Annotated in this window: 14 protein-coding genes; 6 read left to right on the top strand and 8 right to left on the bottom strand. The window is 63.7% G+C overall.

Going from position 1 to position 18015, the window contains the following annotated elements; translation table 11 throughout:
• Positions 1 to 22: 22 nt before the first annotated feature.
• The 4 genes from fba (at position 23) to CAF92_RS06165 (ending at position 4285) form a co-directional block, all read left to right on the top strand.
• On the top strand, positions 23 to 1087 hold the full coding sequence (gene fba, locus CAF92_RS06180) for a class II fructose-bisphosphate aldolase (protein ID WP_016501943.1): 1065 nt from the start codon (positions 23 to 25) through the stop codon (positions 1085 to 1087).
• Between the two features lie 216 nt (positions 1088 to 1303).
• Entirely contained in the window at positions 1304 to 3436 is a 2133-nt protein-coding gene (locus CAF92_RS06175) for a bifunctional diguanylate cyclase/phosphodiesterase (protein ID WP_046613406.1), read from the top strand.
• A gap of 39 nt (positions 3437 to 3475) precedes the next feature.
• Positions 3476 to 3976 (top strand): M48 family metallopeptidase, encoded by a 501-nt coding sequence (locus CAF92_RS06170; protein WP_085599791.1) that lies wholly within the window; start codon positions 3476 to 3478, stop codon positions 3974 to 3976.
• A gap of 12 nt (positions 3977 to 3988) precedes the next feature.
• Positions 3989 to 4285 (top strand): helix-turn-helix domain-containing protein, encoded by a 297-nt coding sequence (locus tag CAF92_RS06165; protein ID WP_046613403.1) that lies wholly within the window; start codon positions 3989 to 3991, stop codon positions 4283 to 4285.
• Between the two features lie 23 nt (positions 4286 to 4308).
• Here CAF92_RS06165 and CAF92_RS06160 read toward each other — a convergent pair whose 3' ends face one another.
• Complete coding sequence (locus CAF92_RS06160) at positions 4309 to 4761, bottom strand: GNAT family N-acetyltransferase (RefSeq protein ID WP_085599789.1); 453 nt, start codon at positions 4759 to 4761, stop codon at positions 4309 to 4311.
• 155 nt (positions 4762 to 4916) lie between these two features.
• On the opposite strand from CAF92_RS06160, the gene CAF92_RS06155 reads away from it, so the two are divergent.
• Positions 4917 to 5654 carry an ABC transporter substrate-binding protein gene (locus tag CAF92_RS06155; RefSeq protein ID WP_046613399.1) on the top strand — a complete coding sequence of 246 codons (738 nt, stop codon included), beginning with the start codon at positions 4917 to 4919 and terminating at the stop codon, positions 5652 to 5654.
• Positions 5655 to 5784: 130 nt separating this feature from the next.
• On the opposite strand, the gene yccS is transcribed toward CAF92_RS06155, so the two are convergent.
• From yccS to CAF92_RS06120, 7 genes are all read right to left on the bottom strand, one after another.
• Positions 5785 to 7968, bottom strand: coding sequence for a YccS family putative transporter (gene yccS / locus CAF92_RS06150; RefSeq protein ID WP_046613397.1), 2184 nt, complete (start codon positions 7966 to 7968; stop codon positions 5785 to 5787).
• 84 nt (positions 7969 to 8052) lie between these two features.
• On the bottom strand, positions 8053 to 9234 hold the full coding sequence (locus tag CAF92_RS06145) for an NAD(P)/FAD-dependent oxidoreductase (RefSeq protein WP_085599787.1): 1182 nt from the start codon (positions 9232 to 9234) through the stop codon (positions 8053 to 8055).
• A gap of 146 nt (positions 9235 to 9380) precedes the next feature.
• Complete coding sequence (dbpA, locus tag CAF92_RS06140; RefSeq protein WP_230385130.1) at positions 9381 to 10718, bottom strand: ATP-dependent RNA helicase DbpA; 1338 nt, start codon at positions 10716 to 10718, stop codon at positions 9381 to 9383.
• A 112-nt stretch (positions 10719 to 10830) separates the two neighbouring features.
• The gene (gene mdtD / locus CAF92_RS06135; protein WP_046613392.1) at positions 10831 to 12258 is read right to left on the bottom strand and encodes a multidrug transporter subunit MdtD; all 1428 of its coding nucleotides are present in this window, start codon (positions 12256 to 12258) and stop codon (positions 10831 to 10833) included.
• Between the two features lie 127 nt (positions 12259 to 12385).
• Positions 12386 to 13705, bottom strand: a complete 1320-nt coding sequence (locus tag CAF92_RS06130; protein ID WP_085599785.1) for a TldD/PmbA family protein — start codon at positions 13703 to 13705, stop codon at positions 12386 to 12388.
• On the bottom strand, positions 13705 to 15147 hold the full coding sequence (locus CAF92_RS06125; RefSeq protein WP_085599783.1) for a TldD/PmbA family protein: 1443 nt from the start codon (positions 15145 to 15147) through the stop codon (positions 13705 to 13707). Before CAF92_RS06125 ends, CAF92_RS06130 begins: the two co-directional genes overlap by 1 nt.
• Before the next feature lie 32 nt (positions 15148 to 15179).
• Positions 15180 to 16982, bottom strand: coding sequence for an acyl-CoA dehydrogenase (locus CAF92_RS06120; protein WP_085599781.1), 1803 nt, complete (start codon positions 16980 to 16982; stop codon positions 15180 to 15182).
• 370 nt (positions 16983 to 17352) lie between these two features.
• On the opposite strand from CAF92_RS06120, the gene CAF92_RS06115 reads away from it, so the two are divergent.
• Positions 17353 to 17916, top strand: coding sequence for a hypothetical protein (locus CAF92_RS06115; RefSeq protein ID WP_085599779.1), 564 nt, complete (start codon positions 17353 to 17355; stop codon positions 17914 to 17916).
• Positions 17917 to 18015: the final 99 nt, after the last annotated feature.

Raw genomic sequence — 18015 nt, 5'->3', positions numbered from 1 at the left:
CTTGTCGGGAGAGAGATACACAATGGCACTCATTAGCATGCGCCAGATGCTGGACCACGCCGCCGAGTTCGGTTACGGCGTACCAGCTTTCAACGTCAACAACCTCGAGCAGATGCGCGCCATCATGGAAGCGGCCGACAAGACCGACTCCCCGGTGATCGTGCAGGCCTCGGCCGGTGCTCGCAAATACGCCGGTGCCCCGTTCCTGCGTCACCTGATCCTGGCGGCCATCGAAGAATTCCCGCATATCCCGGTGTGCATGCACCAGGACCACGGCACCAGCCCTGACGTCTGCCAACGCTCTATCCAGCTGGGCTTCAGCTCGGTGATGATGGACGGCTCGCTGGGTGAAGACGGCAAGACCCCGACCGATTACGAGTACAACGTCCGCGTTACCCAGCAGACCGTTGCCATGGCACACGCCTGCGGCGTTTCGGTAGAAGGCGAGCTGGGCTGCCTGGGTTCGCTGGAAACCGGCATGGCCGGTGAAGAAGACGGCATTGGCGCCGAAGGCGTGCTGGACCACAGCCAGATGCTGACCGACCCGGAAGAGGCTGCCGACTTCGTCAAGAAGACCCAGGTCGACGCCCTGGCGATCGCCATCGGTACCAGCCACGGTGCCTACAAGTTCACCAAGCCACCAACCGGTGACGTGCTGGCCATCGACCGCATCAAGGAAATCCACAAGCGCATCCCGAACACCCACCTGGTGATGCACGGTTCGTCCTCGGTACCGCAAGAGTGGCTGGCAATCATCAACCAGTACGGCGGCGACATCAAGGAAACCTACGGTGTACCGGTCGAGGAAATCGTCGAAGGTATCAAGCATGGCGTGCGCAAGGTCAACATCGATACCGACCTGCGTCTGGCTTCCACCGGTGCCATGCGCCGCCTGATGGCGCAGAATCCGAGCGAGTTCGACCCTCGCAAGTTCTTCGGTGAAACCGTCAAGGCCATGCGTGACGTGTGCATCGCCCGTTACGAAGCCTTCGGCACCGCTGGCAATGCCTCGAAGATCAAGCCGATCTCCCTGGAAGGCATGTACCAGCGCTACCTGAAAGGTGAGCTGGCCGCCAAGGTCAACTAATCTTCTGGTATTAATGAAAAAGCCCGCAGCGATGCGGGTTTTTTCATTTTTGGGTGTTAGAACCTCATGCCTGTGCCGGCAAAGCGACCGTTAGTCGGCTACCGTATAGTTGAGGCACTGATAGCGTTCTGATTGCATTGCGTGTTATCCGCTCAGGTCTAGAGTACTAGTGGATCCAACCGTATCTTGAAGTCGGTCACATAATAGAGAAGCAGCATGGATGGCGCTCACCCTCACCCCCAACCTCAGCCACTGGATGGCTGCTCGGTTCTTCTGGTGGTAGACGATTACCCCGAAAACCTCATCAGCATGCGGGCATTGCTGGCCCGCCAGGATTGGCAGGTGCTGACGGCAAGCTCGGGGATGGAAGCCCTGAGCGCGTTGCTCGAGCATGATGTCGACCTGGTCCTGCTGGATGTACAGATGCCGGAGATGGACGGCTTCGAAGTCGCCCGGCTGATGCGCGGCAGCCAGCGTACCCGGCTGACCCCGATCATCTTCCTCACCGCCAATGAACAGTCCGAAGCGGCCGTGCTCAAGGGCTACGCCAGCGGCGCCGTGGACTACATGTTCAAACCGTTCGACCCGCAGATTCTCAAGCCCAAGGTCCAGGCTCTGCTTGACCAGCAGCGCAACCGACGCATGCTGCAGCGCCTGACCCGTGAGCTGGAAGCGGCCAGGGCGTTCAACGCGTCGATCCTGGAGAACGCTGCCGAGGGGATTCTGGTAGTGGATGCCCAGGGCATCATCAGCTTTGCCAACCCGGCCATTTCCCGTTTGTTGTCAGCTCCGGTGCAGCAGTTGCAGGGCGCCCAACTGCTCGACCTGGTGCAACTGGCCAGTGCCAGCCTGTGGAGCGAATCGGAGTTCTACCAGGCCTACCTTGGGCGGCGCATCTTCCGCGTGCACGATGCCCAGTTGCGCACCCTTGGCGGCGAGCTGGTGCCGGTCGCGTTGTCTTGTGCACCGCTGCCGACAGAACAGCAAGCCATGGTGGTTACCGTGCTGGACATGTCGGTGGTGCGCAACCTGCACCAGCAGCTGGAATACCAGGCCGTCACCGACCCGCTTACCGGCTTGCTCAACCGCCGCGGGTTCTATCAGGCCGCCGAAGGTGCACTGCTGCGCAACGAGCGCTCGGACAAGGCGCAGGCACTGATGTACATGGACCTGGATGGCTTCAAGCGCATCAACGACTCGCTCGGCCACGACGCTGGCGACCGGGTGCTGCACTGGGTGGCCGAACAGCTCAAGGATTGCCTGGGCAGTGAAGCGTTGTTGGCGCGCATGGGCGGCGACGAGTTCACCGCGCTGTTCGACAGCCTGCCTTACCCGGAGCAGGCCGGGCGCTATGCCGAGCGGTTGCTGGAGCGCATTTCCATCAGCCACCAGGTGGAAGGGCTGGATGTGAGCCTTGGTGTGAGCATCGGCATCGCCACCTATCCGGATTGCGGCGCCAATGTCGAAGGCCTCTTGCGTGCGGCCGATGCGGCTATGTACGCGGCCAAGCAAGCCGGGCGCCAGCAGTATCGCTTCTACGATCAGGAGCTCAATGGCCGGGCGCGTTCGCGGCTGATGCTCGAGGACAGTGTACGCGCGGCCGTGGAGCAACAAGACTTCACTCTGGTTTACCAGCCGCAGGTTGGCTTCAACGATGGCCGCCTGCGTGGCTTCGAGGCCTTGCTGCGTTGGCAGCATCCCAGTGTCGGCGACGTTCCGCCGGGGCTGTTCATCCCGTTGCTGGAAGAGGCGCGCCTGATCAACCGCCTGGCCAGCTGGATCTACCGCCAGGGCGCGGCTCAGCGCCAGGCCTGGTGCCAGCGTTTCCCGGCGGACCTGGTGCTCGGTATCAGCCTGAGCCGCGCGCAGTTCGCCATGCCCAGCCTGGTCGACGAACTGCACCGGGTCATCCAGCTTTACCAGCTGGACCCGGCGCAGCTGGAAGTAGAGGTGGCGGAAACCTCGCTGATGTACAACATCGATGCGGCGGTGAAGCAGATACATCGTTTGCGCGAGCTGGGGGTGCGGGTGGCGCTGGATGACTTTGGTGCCGGCGACTGTTCGTTGCGCATGTTGCGCGACCTGCCGATCGATACCCTCAAGCTCGACCGCCACCTGGTGGCGCGCCTGCCCGACTCGGCGGAGGATGCCGCGCTGGTGCGCAGCGTCATCGGCCTGTGCGCCGACTACAGCATCACGGTGATCGCCGAGGGGGTGGAAACCCCGGCCCAGGCGGCCTGGCTCAAGGCCAATGGCTGTGAGTACGTGCAGGGGTTCCTGGTGGCATACCCGATGACCGCCACGGATGCCAGCAGCTTCCCGGCAATTTTCTCCTGGCCGGGGCCATGATTGGCTAGAATCGGCTTTCGTTACACCGAATGCAGCCCCATGACCGTATTACGATACCTGCAAGCCTACCCACCGCACCTGCAGCAGCAGGTGCGGCAGATGATCGACAGCGACCGTCTCGGCGAGTACCTGCAGCGCCGCTACCCCGACCGCCATGACGTGCAGAGCGACAAGGCGTTGTACGGCTATGCCCAGGATTTGCGCCAGCAATACCTGCGCAGCGCGCCGAGCCTGGACAAGGTTCTGTTCGACAATCGTCTCGACCTGACCCATCGGGCCCTGGGCCTGAATACGGCGATATCGAGGGTGCAGGGCGGCAAGCTCAAGGCGAAGAAGGAAATCCGCATTGCCTCGCTGTTCAAGGAGGCCGCGCCGCAATTCTTGCGCATGATCGTGGTGCATGAACTGGCACACCTGCGCGAGCGCGACCACAACAAGGCGTTCTACCAGCTCTGCCAGCACATGGAGCCGGACTATCACCAACTGGAATTCGACCTGCGCGTCTACCTGACCTATCGGGAGCTGCCGGGCAACTGTTAAGGACCACGCAGCATGGAAGTGAGCAAGACCAAGAGCAGCTTCTACCGCCGCCTGTACGTGGCCTGGCTGATCGACAGCCAGACCGCGACCAGCGTGCCGGCCCTGATGGAGGCCACCGGCATGCCCCGGCGCACCGCCCAGGACACCATTGCGGCGCTGGCCGACCTGGATATCGTCTGCGAGTTCGAACAGCAGGAAGGCGCGCGCAACCACGCCGGGCATTACCGCATTCATGACTGGGGGGCGATCGACAAGCAGTGGATCATCCAGCACCTGCGGCAGCTTCGCGAAGTGCTGGGGTATCCCTGAGGGGGCGAAGCCCCCCGGCGATTTCAACCCTTGCGCATCCCGATATGCGGAATGTCGTCCTCAAGATATTCTTCGCCCACTGCCTCGAACCCATGCCGGGCATAGAACGCCTGCAAATGCGCCTGCGCCGACAGATAGACCGGCACACCCGGCCAGCAATGCTCCGCTGCCTCCAACCCCTTGAGCAGCAAGGTATGCCCCAGCTTCAGCTCACGTGCCGCAGGTGCAGTCACCACCCGCCCGATCACCACGTCCCCGCCCTGGGATTGCGGGTCGAGCAGGCGCAGGTAGGCCACCAGCTTGTCATCCAGCCAGCCCATCAGGTGCAGGGTATCGCCGGTCAGGTCCTGGCCATCGACTTCCTGATAGGCGCAGCGTTGCTCGACCACGAACACTTCAGTGCGTAATTGCAGAATGGCGTAGAGCTGGTCCTTGCTAAGATCGGTGTGGTGCTTGCAGAGCCAGTCGATGGACATTGGCGCGAACTCCTTGGGTGGGCCGTCGATCATCGCATGATGTATGTGTCACGGCCAAAATAGAGGCTAAATGACACTATTGGCCGCTGCCCTCGGCAACGGCTTTGTGTAATCTCATCGCCAGTGTGTGCCCTCCACTGCAAAAGGACGTGAGCATGCGGCCACTGTTTTGTGTTCTGGGATTGCTGGCGATAATGCTTGCAACACCCGCCCTGGGTCGCGAAAAGCTGCGCCTGGTGGCCGACAGCTGGCCGCCGTTCACCGATGCCAACATGCCGGGCGGTGGCCTGGCGACCAGCCTCGTCACCACGGCACTGGCCCGCGCCGGCTACCCCAGCGGGGTCGAAGAGGCACCGTGGGCGCGGGCTCTGCTGGGGGTGAGCGAGGGGCGTTACGACGTGTTGATCAACGCCTGGTACAACGACTCGCGCGCCAGCATCGGGCAGTTTTCCAAAGCCTACCTGGTCAACCGTATTCGCCTGCTGCAGCGCAAGGGCGAGGCGTTTCGCTACAAGCGCCAGTCAGACTTGTACCCGTACAGTATCGCTGTGGTGCGTGATTACGCCTATTCCCCCGAGTTCGACCGCGACACCCGCCTGCACAAGGTGGCGGTGCGCAACTTTCCTTCTGCGGTACGCATGCTGGCGGCGGGGCGGGTGGACCTGGCGGTGGAAGACGAGTACGTGGCCCGTTACAACTTGCAGCGCGAACTGCCGGAGGTACGCGATGGGGTGATGCTGGTGGAGCCACCGTTGGGGGAGAATACCCTGCATATCCTGGTCAGCCTGAAAAACCCGGAGCACGAGCGGATCGTCGAGCGCTTCGAGCAGGCGATTGCGGCGATGAAGGCGGATGGCAGCTATGCGCGGCTCATGCGCCAGCATGGTTTCTGATCTATATCGCCTGTGCCGGTCTCTTCGCGGGTAAACCCGCTCCCACAGGAGCCCCACCAGTTTCAAGACCTGTGTAATACCTGTGGGAGCGGGTTTACCCGCGAAGTGGCCCGCACAGGCGATATACAACTCAGGCCGGTGCACCTTCCTTGATCAAATGCGCGGCCAGGGTCCGCAGCGGCCCCAACTGCCGGCAGATCAACGCCAACTGCGTCTGCACCAGCCGTTGGTGCTCGTCCAGCTCTTCCGGCATCTGCTCCAGGGCATTGGCCAGCGCTTCTTCGGCATCACTGTGAATCGCCACCGGCAGCCGCGCGGCCAGGCCGTTGGCAATCTCGTCCAGGCTGCTGGCCAGGCTTTGCCCGGCACCTTCGATCAACTGCTCCTGCACCTCCGCCGGCAAGGCCGTGTCGCGGTGCGCGCCCAGCCCCGAGAGGTAGCTGAGCAAGGTATGCGACAGCACCAGGAAGCGGAAGCCGACGTCGGCCTCCTTCCGGAAATGCCCCGGTTCCATCAGCATGTTGGCCAGGGTGGTGGACAGCGCCGCGTCGGCGTTGTGGGCGTTGCGCCGGGCCAGGCGGTAGGCCAGGTCATCGCGCTTGCCGTGGGCATATTGCTGCATGATCTGCCGCAGGTACACGCTGGCGCAGGCCAGCGTATTGGCCAGCGCCTTGTTCAGCCGCCGCCCCTGCCAGTCGGGGAGGAACAGGAACACCGCGAGAATGGCGATCAGGCTGCCGACCAAGGTATCGAACAGGCGCGGCAGGAACAGGCCATAGCCATCGCCGATCTGGTTGAAGCAGAACAGCACCATCAGGGTGATCGCGGCCGTGGCCAAGGTGTAACGGGTGGTGCGGTTGACGAAGAACACCACCCCGGCGACTACTGCGAACAACGACTGGATGATCGGGTTGGGGAACAGGTCGAACAATGCCCAGCCCACTGTCAGGCCGACGGCGGTGCCGGCTATCCGCTGCACCAGCTTGCGCCGGGTCGCGCCGTAGTTGGGCTGGCACACGAACAGCGTGGTGAGGATGATCCAGTAGCCCTGGGTGGGGTGGATCAGGTGCACCATGCCATAGCCGATCGACAACGCCAGGGGTAGGCGCAGGGCATGGCGGAACAGCAGCGAGGTCGGAGTCAGTTGGGTGCGCAGGCGGGTCCACACGTCCTTCAGTGAGCGTGGCGAGCGGTCGAGGAGGCTGCTGTCGCTGGTGTCGGCCAGGCTGTCCGGGTTGCTGGCGGCGCTGAGCAGGCGGTCGAGCGTCGCCAGGTTGGCCGCCAGCGCGCGCAGCGAGCGCAACAGGCCACGCCAGGCCGGGTTGTTCTGCGTGCGCAGGTGTTCCAGCGAGGCGTTGAGGTCTTCGAGGGCTTCGGGATAACCGCTGGCCAGCACGAATGGCTGGCGCAGGCGGATCGAGCGGGCCAGTTCCTGGCAGGACGAGCCTTGCTTGCGCAGCAGGCGTTGGCAACGGAACATCACGTCGCTGTGGAAAAAGGCCTCGGTCAGGGCGTTGTAGGGATAGTGCGAAGCACTGACCCGTTCATGGATGTCCTGGGCCAGGAAGTACAGCTTGAGGTAGCGGCTGACCTTGGAGTTCGGCTGGCTGTTGCCCACCCGGTGCAGGATGATTTCCTTGGCCGCGTTGAGCGCCGCCACTACCTTGCCGTTCTGCTGGGCCAGCTCCAGGCGCCGGGCTTCGACGTCGAGGGTGCGGATGGGTTCGAACAGGCTGGCCTTGAGCTTGAGGTAGCTGCCCAGCTCGAAGAACAGCTTGGCCAGGCTCTGCTGCACCGGCTGGTTGGAAAACAGCGCCTGCCACAGCACCGACAGCAGCCCGTACCAGGCTGCACCCGCCACCAGCAGCAGTGGTTCGTGCCAGAAGTCGGTGACCTGGCCGCCGCGCTGGTCCACGCCGATCATGGTGTACACCGCAGTGATCAGGGTCGCTGAAGCGATGGCGCCATAGCGTTCGCCCAAGGCACCGAGCATGGTAAGGCCGAAGGCCGCCAAGGCCAGGGCAATGGCGAATACCCACGGGTAGGGGAACAGCAGTTCGACCGCCAGTGCGGCGATGGCAAAACACACCAGGGTGACGGCCAGCGCGCTGAGGCGGCCCTGCCAGCTGTCATCGGTTTCGGCCAGGGCACTGGCGATGATGCCGAGGAACAGCGGAATCAGCAGGGCCATTTCGTTCTGGTACCAGCACAGGGCCAGGCTGCCGGTGAGGGCGATGGTGACCCGGATGCTGTAGCTGAACTTGTCTTGACCCCACAGGCGACGCAGTGACTGACGGAACGAGCTCGATGACATGATGGCCTGCTAGGCAGTGAGCAAATGGAATGCATTGCAGCACGGCCAGCAAGAAGCGTTCCGTGCTGCTGAATGGATTCTACTCTACACGAACTGCGCCGCGGCGTTGGCGGAGGCCCAGGCCCACTGGAAGTTGAAACCGCCCAGGTGGCCAGTCACATCCAACACCTCACCAATGAAATACAGCCCGGGGCTCTTCAGCGATTCCATGGTCTTGGACGACACCTCGCGGGTATCCACGCCGCCCAGGGTCACTTCGGCTGTGCGATAACCCTCGGTGCCGGCCGGCACCACCTGCCAGCTCGCCAGCTTCTCGGCGATCTGTGCCAGTTCCGCCGGGGTGTACTGCTTCATGGGCCGGGACTCGAACCACTGCTCGGCCAGCAGGTTGGCCAGCTTGCGGGTAAACACCTCGCCCAGTACGGTCTTCAGCTCGGCGTTGGCGCGTTCGGCTTGCATCTGTTGCAGCCAGGTCAGTGCATCACGGTCGGGCAGCAGGTTGATCTCGACCGTGTCACCGGCTTCCCAGAACGACGATATCTGCAAAATCGCCGGGCCGCTGAGGCCGCGATGGGTAAACAGCAGGTTCTCGCGGAAGCTGGTGCCGTTGCAGCTGGCGGTGCAATCCAGCGAAGTGCCCGAAAGCTCGGTGCACAGTGCCTTAAGCTGGGGCTCGGTGATGGTGAACGGCACCAGCCCTGCGCGGGTCGGCAGCAGCGTGTGGCCGAACTGGCGGGCCACCTGGTAGCCGAAGCCGGAGGCACCCAGGGTCGGGATCGAAAGGCCGCCGGTGGCGATCACCAGCGACTGGCAGGCGAACTGGCCGCCGCTGGTCTGCAGCAGGTAGCCGCTTTCGGTCTTCTCGATCTGCTCGATGCTGGTGTGCATGCGGATCTCGGCGCCGGCCTCGTCGCATTCGGCCAGCAGCATGTCGAGGATGTCGTTGGCCTTGTTGTCGCAGAACAGCTGGCCGAGCTTCTTCTCGTGGTAGGCCACGCCGTGCTTGCACACCAGCTCTATGAAGTCCCACTGGGTATAGCGGGCCAGCGCCGATTTGCAGAAGTGTGCATTCTGCGAGAGGAAGTTGCCTGGCTCGGTATACATGTTGGTGAAGTTGCAGCGGCCGCCGCCGGACATGAGGATTTTCTTGCCCGGTTTGTTGGCGTGGTCGAGCACCAGTACCCGGCGGCCACGGCGGGCGCTGAGCTGTGCGCACATCAGGCCGGCGGCGCCGGCGCCGAGGATGATCACGTCGGTAGAGTGCACGGTGTTACCTCATTGTTAGCTTGAACCGCTGAGCGGCCCATCGCCGGCAAGCCAGCTCCCACAGGTACAACACAAGCCTGGGGCCTGTGGTAAGCCTGTGGGAGCTGGCTTGCCGGCGATGGGCTGCAGAGCAGCCCCAAAAATCATCAGACGATGCGGACTTTCAGGGAGCGCCCCTTGATCTTGCCGCTGTTCAAGCGCTGCATGGCCTGCTTGGCCAGCGGTCGCTCCACGGCGACGAACGCCTGGAAATCGAAGATCGCAATCTTGCCCACCTGCTTGCCGGGGATGCCTGCATCACCGGTCAGCGCCCCGAGGATGTCACCCGGGCGCAGCTTGTCCTTGCGCCCGGCGGCGATGCACAAGGTGCTCATCAGCGGCAGCAGCGGCTCGCCGCCTTTGTGCTTCAGGCTGTCCAGCTGGTCCCAGCGCAGCGGGCTCTTCTGCAGGTCTTCGATGGCCTGGGCGCGGTGGCCTTCGGCCGGTGCCACCAGGCTGACCGCGATGCCTTTTTCGCCGGCACGACCGGTGCGGCCCACACGGTGCACATGGATTTCCGCGTCACGCGCCAGTTCGACGTTGATGACCATGTCCAGGCCATCGATGTCCAGGCCGCGTGCGGCCACGTCGGTAGCCACCAGCACCGAGGTGCTGCGGTTGGCGAACATGGTCAGCACCTGGTCGCGGTCGCGCTGCTCCAGGTCGCCATGCAGGGCCTGGGCCACGATGCCCTTGGCGGCCAGGTGGGCGACCACATCCTCGCACTGCTGCTTGGTGAAGCAGAATGCCACGCAGGACTGCGGGCGGTAGTGGCCGAGCACGCGGGTGACGGCCTCGAGGCGTTGTTGCGGGTCGATCTCGATGAAGCGCTGCTCGATCTGGTTGTCGGCGTGAAGGCTCTCGACCTTGACCTGCTGCGGGTTGCGCATGAAATCAGCGGCCAGTTGCTTGATGCCCGCCGGGTAGGTGGCCGAGAACAGCAGGGTCTGGCGGCGTGACGGGGTCTTGCCGATGATGCTGGCGATGGCATCGAAGAAGCCCATGTCGAGCATGCGGTCGGCTTCGTCCAGCACCAGGGTGTTCAGCCCGTCGAGCACCAGGGTGCCCTTGTCCAGGTGCTGCTGGATGCGCCCTGGGGTACCGACGATGATGTGCGCGCCGTGCTCCAGCGAAGCGATCTGCGGGCCCAGCGAAACGCCGCCGCACAGGGTCAGGATCTTGATGTTGTCCTCGGCGCGGGCCAGGCGGCGCAGCTCCTTGGCCACCTGGTCGGCGAGTTCGCGGGTGGGGCACAACACCAGCGCCTGGCAGCCGAAGTAGCGCGGGTTGATCGGGTTGAGCAGGCCGATGCCGAAGGCGGCGGTCTTGCCGCTGCCGGTCTTGGCCTGGGCGATCAGGTCCTGGCCCTTGAGAATGACCGGCAGGCTCTGGGCCTGGATTGGTGTCATCGAGGCATAGCCGAGGGCGTCCAGGTTGGCCAGCATGGCAGTGGACAGCGGCAAGGTGGCAAAGGCGGTGGGTTCGGTGGTCACGAGGCGGGCCTGCGGTGCGAAGCGAAAAATGCCGCACAGTCTACCAGCCTCGTGGCCATTCGCCCTACGACTCCATGTGTTGTTCCGGACGACGGGCACGCCTTCCGTCCGTCGGCGACAGCTGCAGGAAGATCGCTGCCGCCAGCATGGCCATCACGCCGATGGTGACGAATGTCAGCTGGAACGCGCCCAAGGTGGTTTCCACACCCTCGGCGCTGCCCGCCGCGGTGAAGCCGCCGAGCAAGGCACCCGCACATGCCACGCCGAGGCTCAGGGCCAACTGCGCGACCACCGACAGCAGGCTGTTGCCGCTGCTGGCACTGGCGTCGTCGAGGTCGATGAGCGTAACGGTGTTCATCGCGGTGAATTGCATGGAGTTCACTGCACCCAGAAGACCGAGTTGCACCAGCAACAGCCAATAGGGTGTCTGTTCGTCCACCAGCCCCAGGCTGGCCAGCAGCAGGCCCAGCAGCAGGGTGTTGCCGGTGAGGATGATGCGGTAGCCGAAACGTTCGATCAGTGGCCGGGCAATGGACTTGGCCAGCATCGCCGCCGCCGCCAGCGGGATCATGCTCATGCCGGCCTGGGCCGGCGAGTAGCCCAGCGCCACCTGCAGCAGCAACGGCACCAGGAACGGCAGGGCGCCGCTGCCCAGACGGGCGAACAGGTTGCCGAGGATGCCGATGGCGAAGGTGCGCACGCGGAACAGGCTGGGCGAGAACAGCGGCTCCGGGTCGCGCCCGGCGCGCAGCCAGTAGGCCGCCAGGCAGGCCATGCCGGCGAACAGCAGCAACATCACCCGCAGGTGCGGCAGGTGCAGTTCGCCCAGGCCTTCCATGGCGATGGTGATCAATACCATCGCTGCGCCAAAAAGCAGGAACCCGGGGCCGTCGAACGTGGTGCGCTCGGCGCCGCGCAGGTCGGGGATGAACTTCCACACGGCGTAGCAGCCGATCAGGCCGACCGGCAGGTTGAGCAGGAAGATCCAGTGCCAGCTCAGTATTTCCACCAACCAGCCGCCAACCGTAGGGCCCAGTAGCGGCCCGAGCAAGCCGGGGATGGTGATGAAACTCATTATGCGCACCAGCTCGGTGCGCGGGTAGGCACGCAGGACCACCAGCCGCCCGACCGGCAGCATCAGCGCACCGCCCAGCCCTTGCACGACACGGGCAAAGATCAGGAAACCGAGGCTGTTGGCGGCGGCGCACAGCAGCGAGCCGAAGCTGAACAGCAGAATGGCGCTGAAGAAGATGCGCTTGGTGCCGAAGCGGTCAGCGATCCAGCCTGAGGCGGGGATCAGCAGGGCCACGGTGAGCATGTAGGCGATGATCACGCCCTGCATGCGCAGCGGGTCTTCGGCCAGTGAGCGGGCCATGGCCGGTAGCGCGGTGTTGAGGATGGTGCCGTCCAGGGACTGCATGAAGAAGGCGATGGCCACCACCCAAGGGATCCAGCGGGCGGTGACAGGGTCCAGCGGGGTGCGTTCGGGCATGACTTCCTCGTTTGTCAGTGCCGGGCTTTTCGCGGGTGAACCCGCTCCCACAGGAATATCAACACATTCAAGGGCAGTGGAGTTCCTGTGGGAGCGGCTTTAGCCGCGAAAGCGCCGGCAAGTCCAGTCACAATGTCAGAGTCAGGCTTTTGACCAGTGCACCTGGCAAATGACTCGATCCGGTACTGCGCTGTCCATAGGTACTGGTCGACAGGATCATCTCGCGCTCGCTTGTCAGGTCTTCCAGCTGGCTGCCGAGCAAGCTGTACAGGCTGTCATCGAAGCGCATGGTGCTCACCGGGCCCTGGATCTGCCCGTTCTCCACCCAGAAGGTGGCGAAGCGGGTCAGCCCGGTCATGCGTGCCGCCGGCAAGTCGGAATAGTTCAGGTACCACAGGTTGCTGATGTACAGCCCGGTACCGAGCCGCTCCAGAATCTGCTCGCTCGGCAGGCTACCTGCTGCCAGGCTCAGCGCACACGGCGACTCGTAACTATCGGCGCCATTGGCCAGCAGCTCGAACTCGGCCGCGCTGCGCGCGCTGATCAATCGTTGCACGGCCTCACCTTGCTGGATCAACGGCACATCCAGGCGCGGTGAGCCTTCATCGGAAAACGCCGGGCTCAGCGAGCCGCTGACCTGCTCGGTGAAACTTACCAGCGGGCTCAGCCGCGCATCGCCGTTGTACAGGCGCTGCAGGGCGCTGTTGCCAGTGGCCAGGGCCTGTGCGGAAAAACCACCCCAGCACAGCATGCCGGCTATTTCGTCCATGGCCGCCGGGGCCAGGTAGGCGCGGTAGCTGCCAGGTTTCAACGTGACGGCCGGGCGGCCAAGGAAACCCAGCTGCTCCCGCGCCTGGCGCAGGCGTGCGGTGAAGTCGTCAGCGTTCCAGGCCTGCCCGGCATAGTTGGCCTTCACCGCCTCGCCGTTCTGGTGGAACAGGCTCCAGTCAAAGTTGAAGCTGTTGGCCTGATGCCAGCCGAAGGCCCCGAACGAGCTGGCGAAGCCTCGGCAGATGGGGCCGGCGGCGTAGATGCCGACAAGGTCCAGGTCGCCGGCTTCACGCTCGAGCAGGGTCAGCACGTCGCTCAGTTCGGGCAGCGCCTGCTCCTGCTGGCTGTGGCTGTTCCAGGTATTTTCGTCCAGGCGCAGATAGGGGTCGACAGCCAGCAGCGGCAAGGTCTGGCGCAGTTGCGCCAGGGCAGCGATCAGGCGCTGGCTATCCAGTTGCGTGTCACCGCTCAAGGTCACCTGTTGCTCTGCCTGTCGGCCATCGTGGATCAGCTTCAGTTGCGCGCTGGCCTGGGTCACCTCGCCGGCCTGACGTACCTTGGCATGGTTGAAGCGCACGAATTGCGACTGTTCGGCGCTGTAGCCGAGGGTGAATTGTTCGCCCGTCTGCAGGGCTTTGCGCACATCCCCGACCAGGGTTTCGAAAGCGTGCTTCATCAGGCGTCTCCTCCGAATACGTCGATCTGGCGGAACACGCAGGCCGGCGAGGCGTGGCCGACCCGCACCACCTGGTTGGGTTCGCCCTTGCCGCAGTTGGGCGTGCCCAGCACCTGGAAGGTACTGCTGTCGCCGACCGCCGCCAGGTTGCGCCAGAACTGCGCGGAGATGCCGCGGTAGTTGGGGTTCTTGACGATGCCCTTGAGCTCGCCGTTTTCGATCAACTGCCCCCATTCACAGCCGAACTGGAACTTGTTGCGTGCATCGTCGATGGACCAGGAGCGGTTGGTACGCATCAGGATGCCATGTTCGATGCCCTTCACCAGCTGATCCAGGCTCTGGTCGCCCGGCTCGATGTTGAGGTTGGCCATGCGGTCGATCGGCGCACGGTTCCAGCCGCAGGCGCGGCTGTTGGCCACGCCATCCAGGCCGGAGCGGAACTGCGACAGCGCGCTACCCAGCGGGCGTAGCAGCAGGCCGTTTCGGATCAGGAACTGCTTGCTGGCCGGGGTGCCGTCGTCGTCATGGCTGTAGCTGGCCAGCTCTTCGCCGATGGTCGGGTCGAAGGTCACGTTCAGCAGGCTGGAGCCGTATTGGAGGTGGCCGAAGTCGCTGGCTTTGACGAAGCTGGTGCCGGCGTAGTTGCGCTCGTCGCCGAGGATGCGATCCATCTCCAACGGGTGGCCGATGGATTCGTGGATCTGCAGCATCATCTGGTCCGGCATCAACAGCAGGTCGCGCGGGCCGCTGGGGGTGTTCGGTGCCAGCAGCAGCTGTAGCGCTTCGTCGGCCACCCGGCGGGCCGCGCCGACCAGGCCGCAGCGCTCGATGATCTCGAAGCCGCCCTGCTGGCCGAAGTTGTCGCGGCCCAGGCTGCGGCTCTGGCTATCCTGGCCGTCGCTGGCGGTCACGCCCAGGCCTGGGAACAGGAAGCGCTGGGCGTGGCGCAACTCGGCGCCGGCCGAGTTCAGGTAGGTCTGCTCGACCAGGCTGAGGCCCAGGCTGGCCTGCCAGTCCACCAGGCGGCTGTCCTTGGGCACGCTGGCCGATTCGGCAGCGAGCAGGCCGAGGCAGTCGGCGAGGTTGGGCACGGGCTGGTCGAAGTTGGGCGAAATGTGGTCGTGGCGTGCGCTGGTCACCGGTTGCTCGCGCAGGTCCAGCAGGTTGTACCGAAGGATTTGCCGGGCCAGCGCCTCGGCCTGCTCCAGCGCACGCTGCAGGCCTGCCTGGGACAGGTCGGCGGTGGCCGCATAGGCTTCCACGCCATTCACCCGCACGGTGAGCATGGCGCCCTCGTCCTGGCTGAAGAAGGGTGGTACCGCGACGTTGCGGCGAACCGACAGCGCCTGGTGCGACTGTTTCACATGGCGCAGGGAAAACAACTCGGCCGTACTGCGCAGCGCGGCAAAGCGCTGGCGCAGCAGGGCGCTGGCATCGAACATGTGGAAGCCTCCGTGTACACGGTGGCTCCCCCTTAGAACCACTCGTCCTGCATGGTGAGGCAAGTGTCGTCGCGCGCCTCGAGCAATGCCAGCTCATTATGGCAGCCAGGTACTTCCCAAGTCAGGAAATAACGCGCGGCCTGTAGCTTGCCGAGGTAGAAGTCACGGTCGGCGGGGTTGCCCTTGAGCAGGCCGAGTTCGGCATGAATCGCCTGTTCCAGCCAGCGCCACCCGATCACGCAGTGGCCGAAGGCCTTGAGGTACAGGGCCGAGTTGGCGAGGGCGCCGGCGACTTTGCCCTGTGCCAGGTCACCCAGCAAGGCCAGGGTCACACTTTGCAGGCGGTTGACCAGTTGCTCCAGCGGCTGGCGCAGCGGGTCGAGGTTCGGGTGGTGGCTGGCGCGCTCGCCGGTCGCGACGATCGACCGGATCAACTGCTTGAGGCCGGCGCCATTGTTCTGCGCCAGCTTGCGGCCCAGCAGGTCGAGCGACTGGATGCCCTCGGTGCCTTCATGGATCGGGTTCAGGCGGTTGTCGCGGTAATACTGTTCGACCGGGTATTCGCGGGTGTAGCCGTGGCCGCCGAGGATCTGGATCGCCAGTTCATTGGCCTTGAGGCAGAACGTCGAGGGCCAGGATTTGACGATCGGGGTCAGCAGGTCGAGCAGCTCCTGCGCCTGCTTACGGGCGCTGTCGTCGCTGGCAGTCTGGGTGTCGTCGAACAGGCGTGCGGCATACAGGCCCAGGTCGAAAGCGCCCTCCACGTAGGCCTTCTGTGCCAGCAGCATGCGTTTCACATCGCTGTGCTCGATGATCGGCACCGCCGGGCTGTGCGGGTCTTTGTTGTCCGGCAACCGACCCTGCGGGCGTTGGCGGGCGTACTCCAGCGAATACAGGTAGCCGGCGTAACCGAGCATCACTGCGCCCATGCCGACACCGATGCGTGCCTCGTTCATCATCTGGAACATGCAGGCCAGGCCCTGGTGCGGCTGGCCGACCAGGTAGCCGACGCACCGGCCGTTGTCGCCGAAGTTCAGCGCGGTGGAGGTGGTACCGCGCCAGCCCATCTTGTGAAAGAGCCCGGCCAGCAGCACATCGTTGCGCGGGCCACGGCTGCCATTTTCGCTGACCAGGTACTTGGGCACGATGAACAGCGAGATGCCCTTCACGCCGGGCGGCGCATCCGGCAGCTTGGCCAGCACCATGTGCACGATGTTTTCCGACAACTCGTGATCGCCGCCGGAAATGAAAATCTTGTTGCCCTTGAGCCGGTAGCTGCCGTCACCGGCAGGTTCGGCGCGGGTGCGGATATCGGCCAGTGACGAGCCAGCGTGGGGTTCGGTCAGGGCCATGGTGCCGAAGTAGCGGCCTTCGATCATCGGCTGCAGATACAGGCGTTTCTGTTCATCGCTGCCGAAGCTCTCGATCAGGTTGGCCGCGCCCATGGTCAGGAACGGGTAGGCCGTGGTGCCGGCGTTGGCCGCCTGAAAATGGGCGAAGCAGGCCTGCGAAACCAGGCTTGGCAGCTGCATGCCGCCGAATTCGAAGTCGCGGTTGGCGTTGAGGAAGCCGGCTTCGAGAAAAGCGTCGACGGCGGGTTTCACTTCGGGGATCAGTTCGGCGCGGCCGTCCACGTAGCGCGGCTCGTTTTCGTCGGCCTTGCGGTTGTGCGGGGCGAAGAACTTCTCGGCAATGGTACGGGCAGTTGATAGCGCCGCATCGAAGGTTTCGCGGCTGTGGTCGGCGAAGCGTGGGCGTTGGGCGAGGGCCTCGGCGTCGAGGACTTCGTAGAGCTCGAAGGCGAGGTTGCGGGGGCTGAGCAGGGTCTCGGGCATGGTCGCGGTCCTGAGGCGGGATGCTGCGAGTCTAGGCGGATAGAGTTAGGTGGGGGAGGTTAATAGGTTTGGGTGATATGGGTTGAGAACGCCGGGATGCTGGTGGTTGGTCGCACAGCTCACGCGTAGGGGCAGTTGTTGTTTTGCCTGTTCGGGCCCTTTCGCGGGTAAACCCGCTCCCACAAGTACTGCGCAGCTCCAGCCATCAACGCTGCACCTGTAGGGGCGGTTTTACCCGTGAAAAAGGCCGGAACAGGCGCAGGAAAATGTAGAGACGTTTCCCACAAGTCAGAGCGGAACTGGACTACTGCGGATCGAATGCCATTTGGCCTTGAATGTGCGCTTTGGTATTCGTAATGAGGCTTTTCTGATGAGTGATGTCCACAAAAACGACTTGACTGGTTCCGAAGACAAGCAACTTCCCTTCTTCGTAGTTTCGCCCGTGAAGTTTGGCGTAATGACCTTCTTCACCCTGGGTTTTTACTGGCTGTATTGCTTTTATCAGAGCTGGAAGCTGCATGGAGCGAGAACAGGAGAAAAGGTCAGCCCATTCTGGCGAAGCGCTTTTGCAGTGTTCTTCATCTACCCATTATTGAGAAGGGTGAATGATCATATTCGCGAGTCAGGCAGAACCTACCCTTGGTCCATTATGGGGCTCACGCTGGGCTATTACGGTATGTGTGCTGCCTCGGTGGCTGCCAGTGTGATTCTGGATGATCAGTCGTGGGCGGCTTATTTTGCGGGCGTAGTCATTCAAGCAGCTTGGTTGTTCATCCTGATGCCCATGCAGAAAGGCGTCAATTTCAGCTCGTGGGATGAGGCGGGGGTGGCCAACAGCCGGTTCACGCTGTCCAATTGGTTGTGGATGCTGCTGGTTGCCGCAATTACAACAGCGCAGCTGTTTGCTTTGATCATACTATCTCCCATGGTTTGAGCAGCGTCGCCGCAGAATTTACCGTGGCCGCTTTGCGGCCCTTTCGCGGCGCAAGGCCGCTTCTAAAAAGCGCGGTATGCCGGCGCGGTTCGGAGAGGG

The sequence above is a fragment of the Pseudomonas sp. B10(2017) genome (genome assembly GCF_002113295.1).
Lineage (GTDB): Bacteria > Pseudomonadota > Gammaproteobacteria > Pseudomonadales > Pseudomonadaceae > Aquipseudomonas > Aquipseudomonas pudica.
The sequence above is the reverse complement of the archived record's forward strand: the minus strand, read 5'-3'. Positions and strand labels throughout refer to the sequence as shown.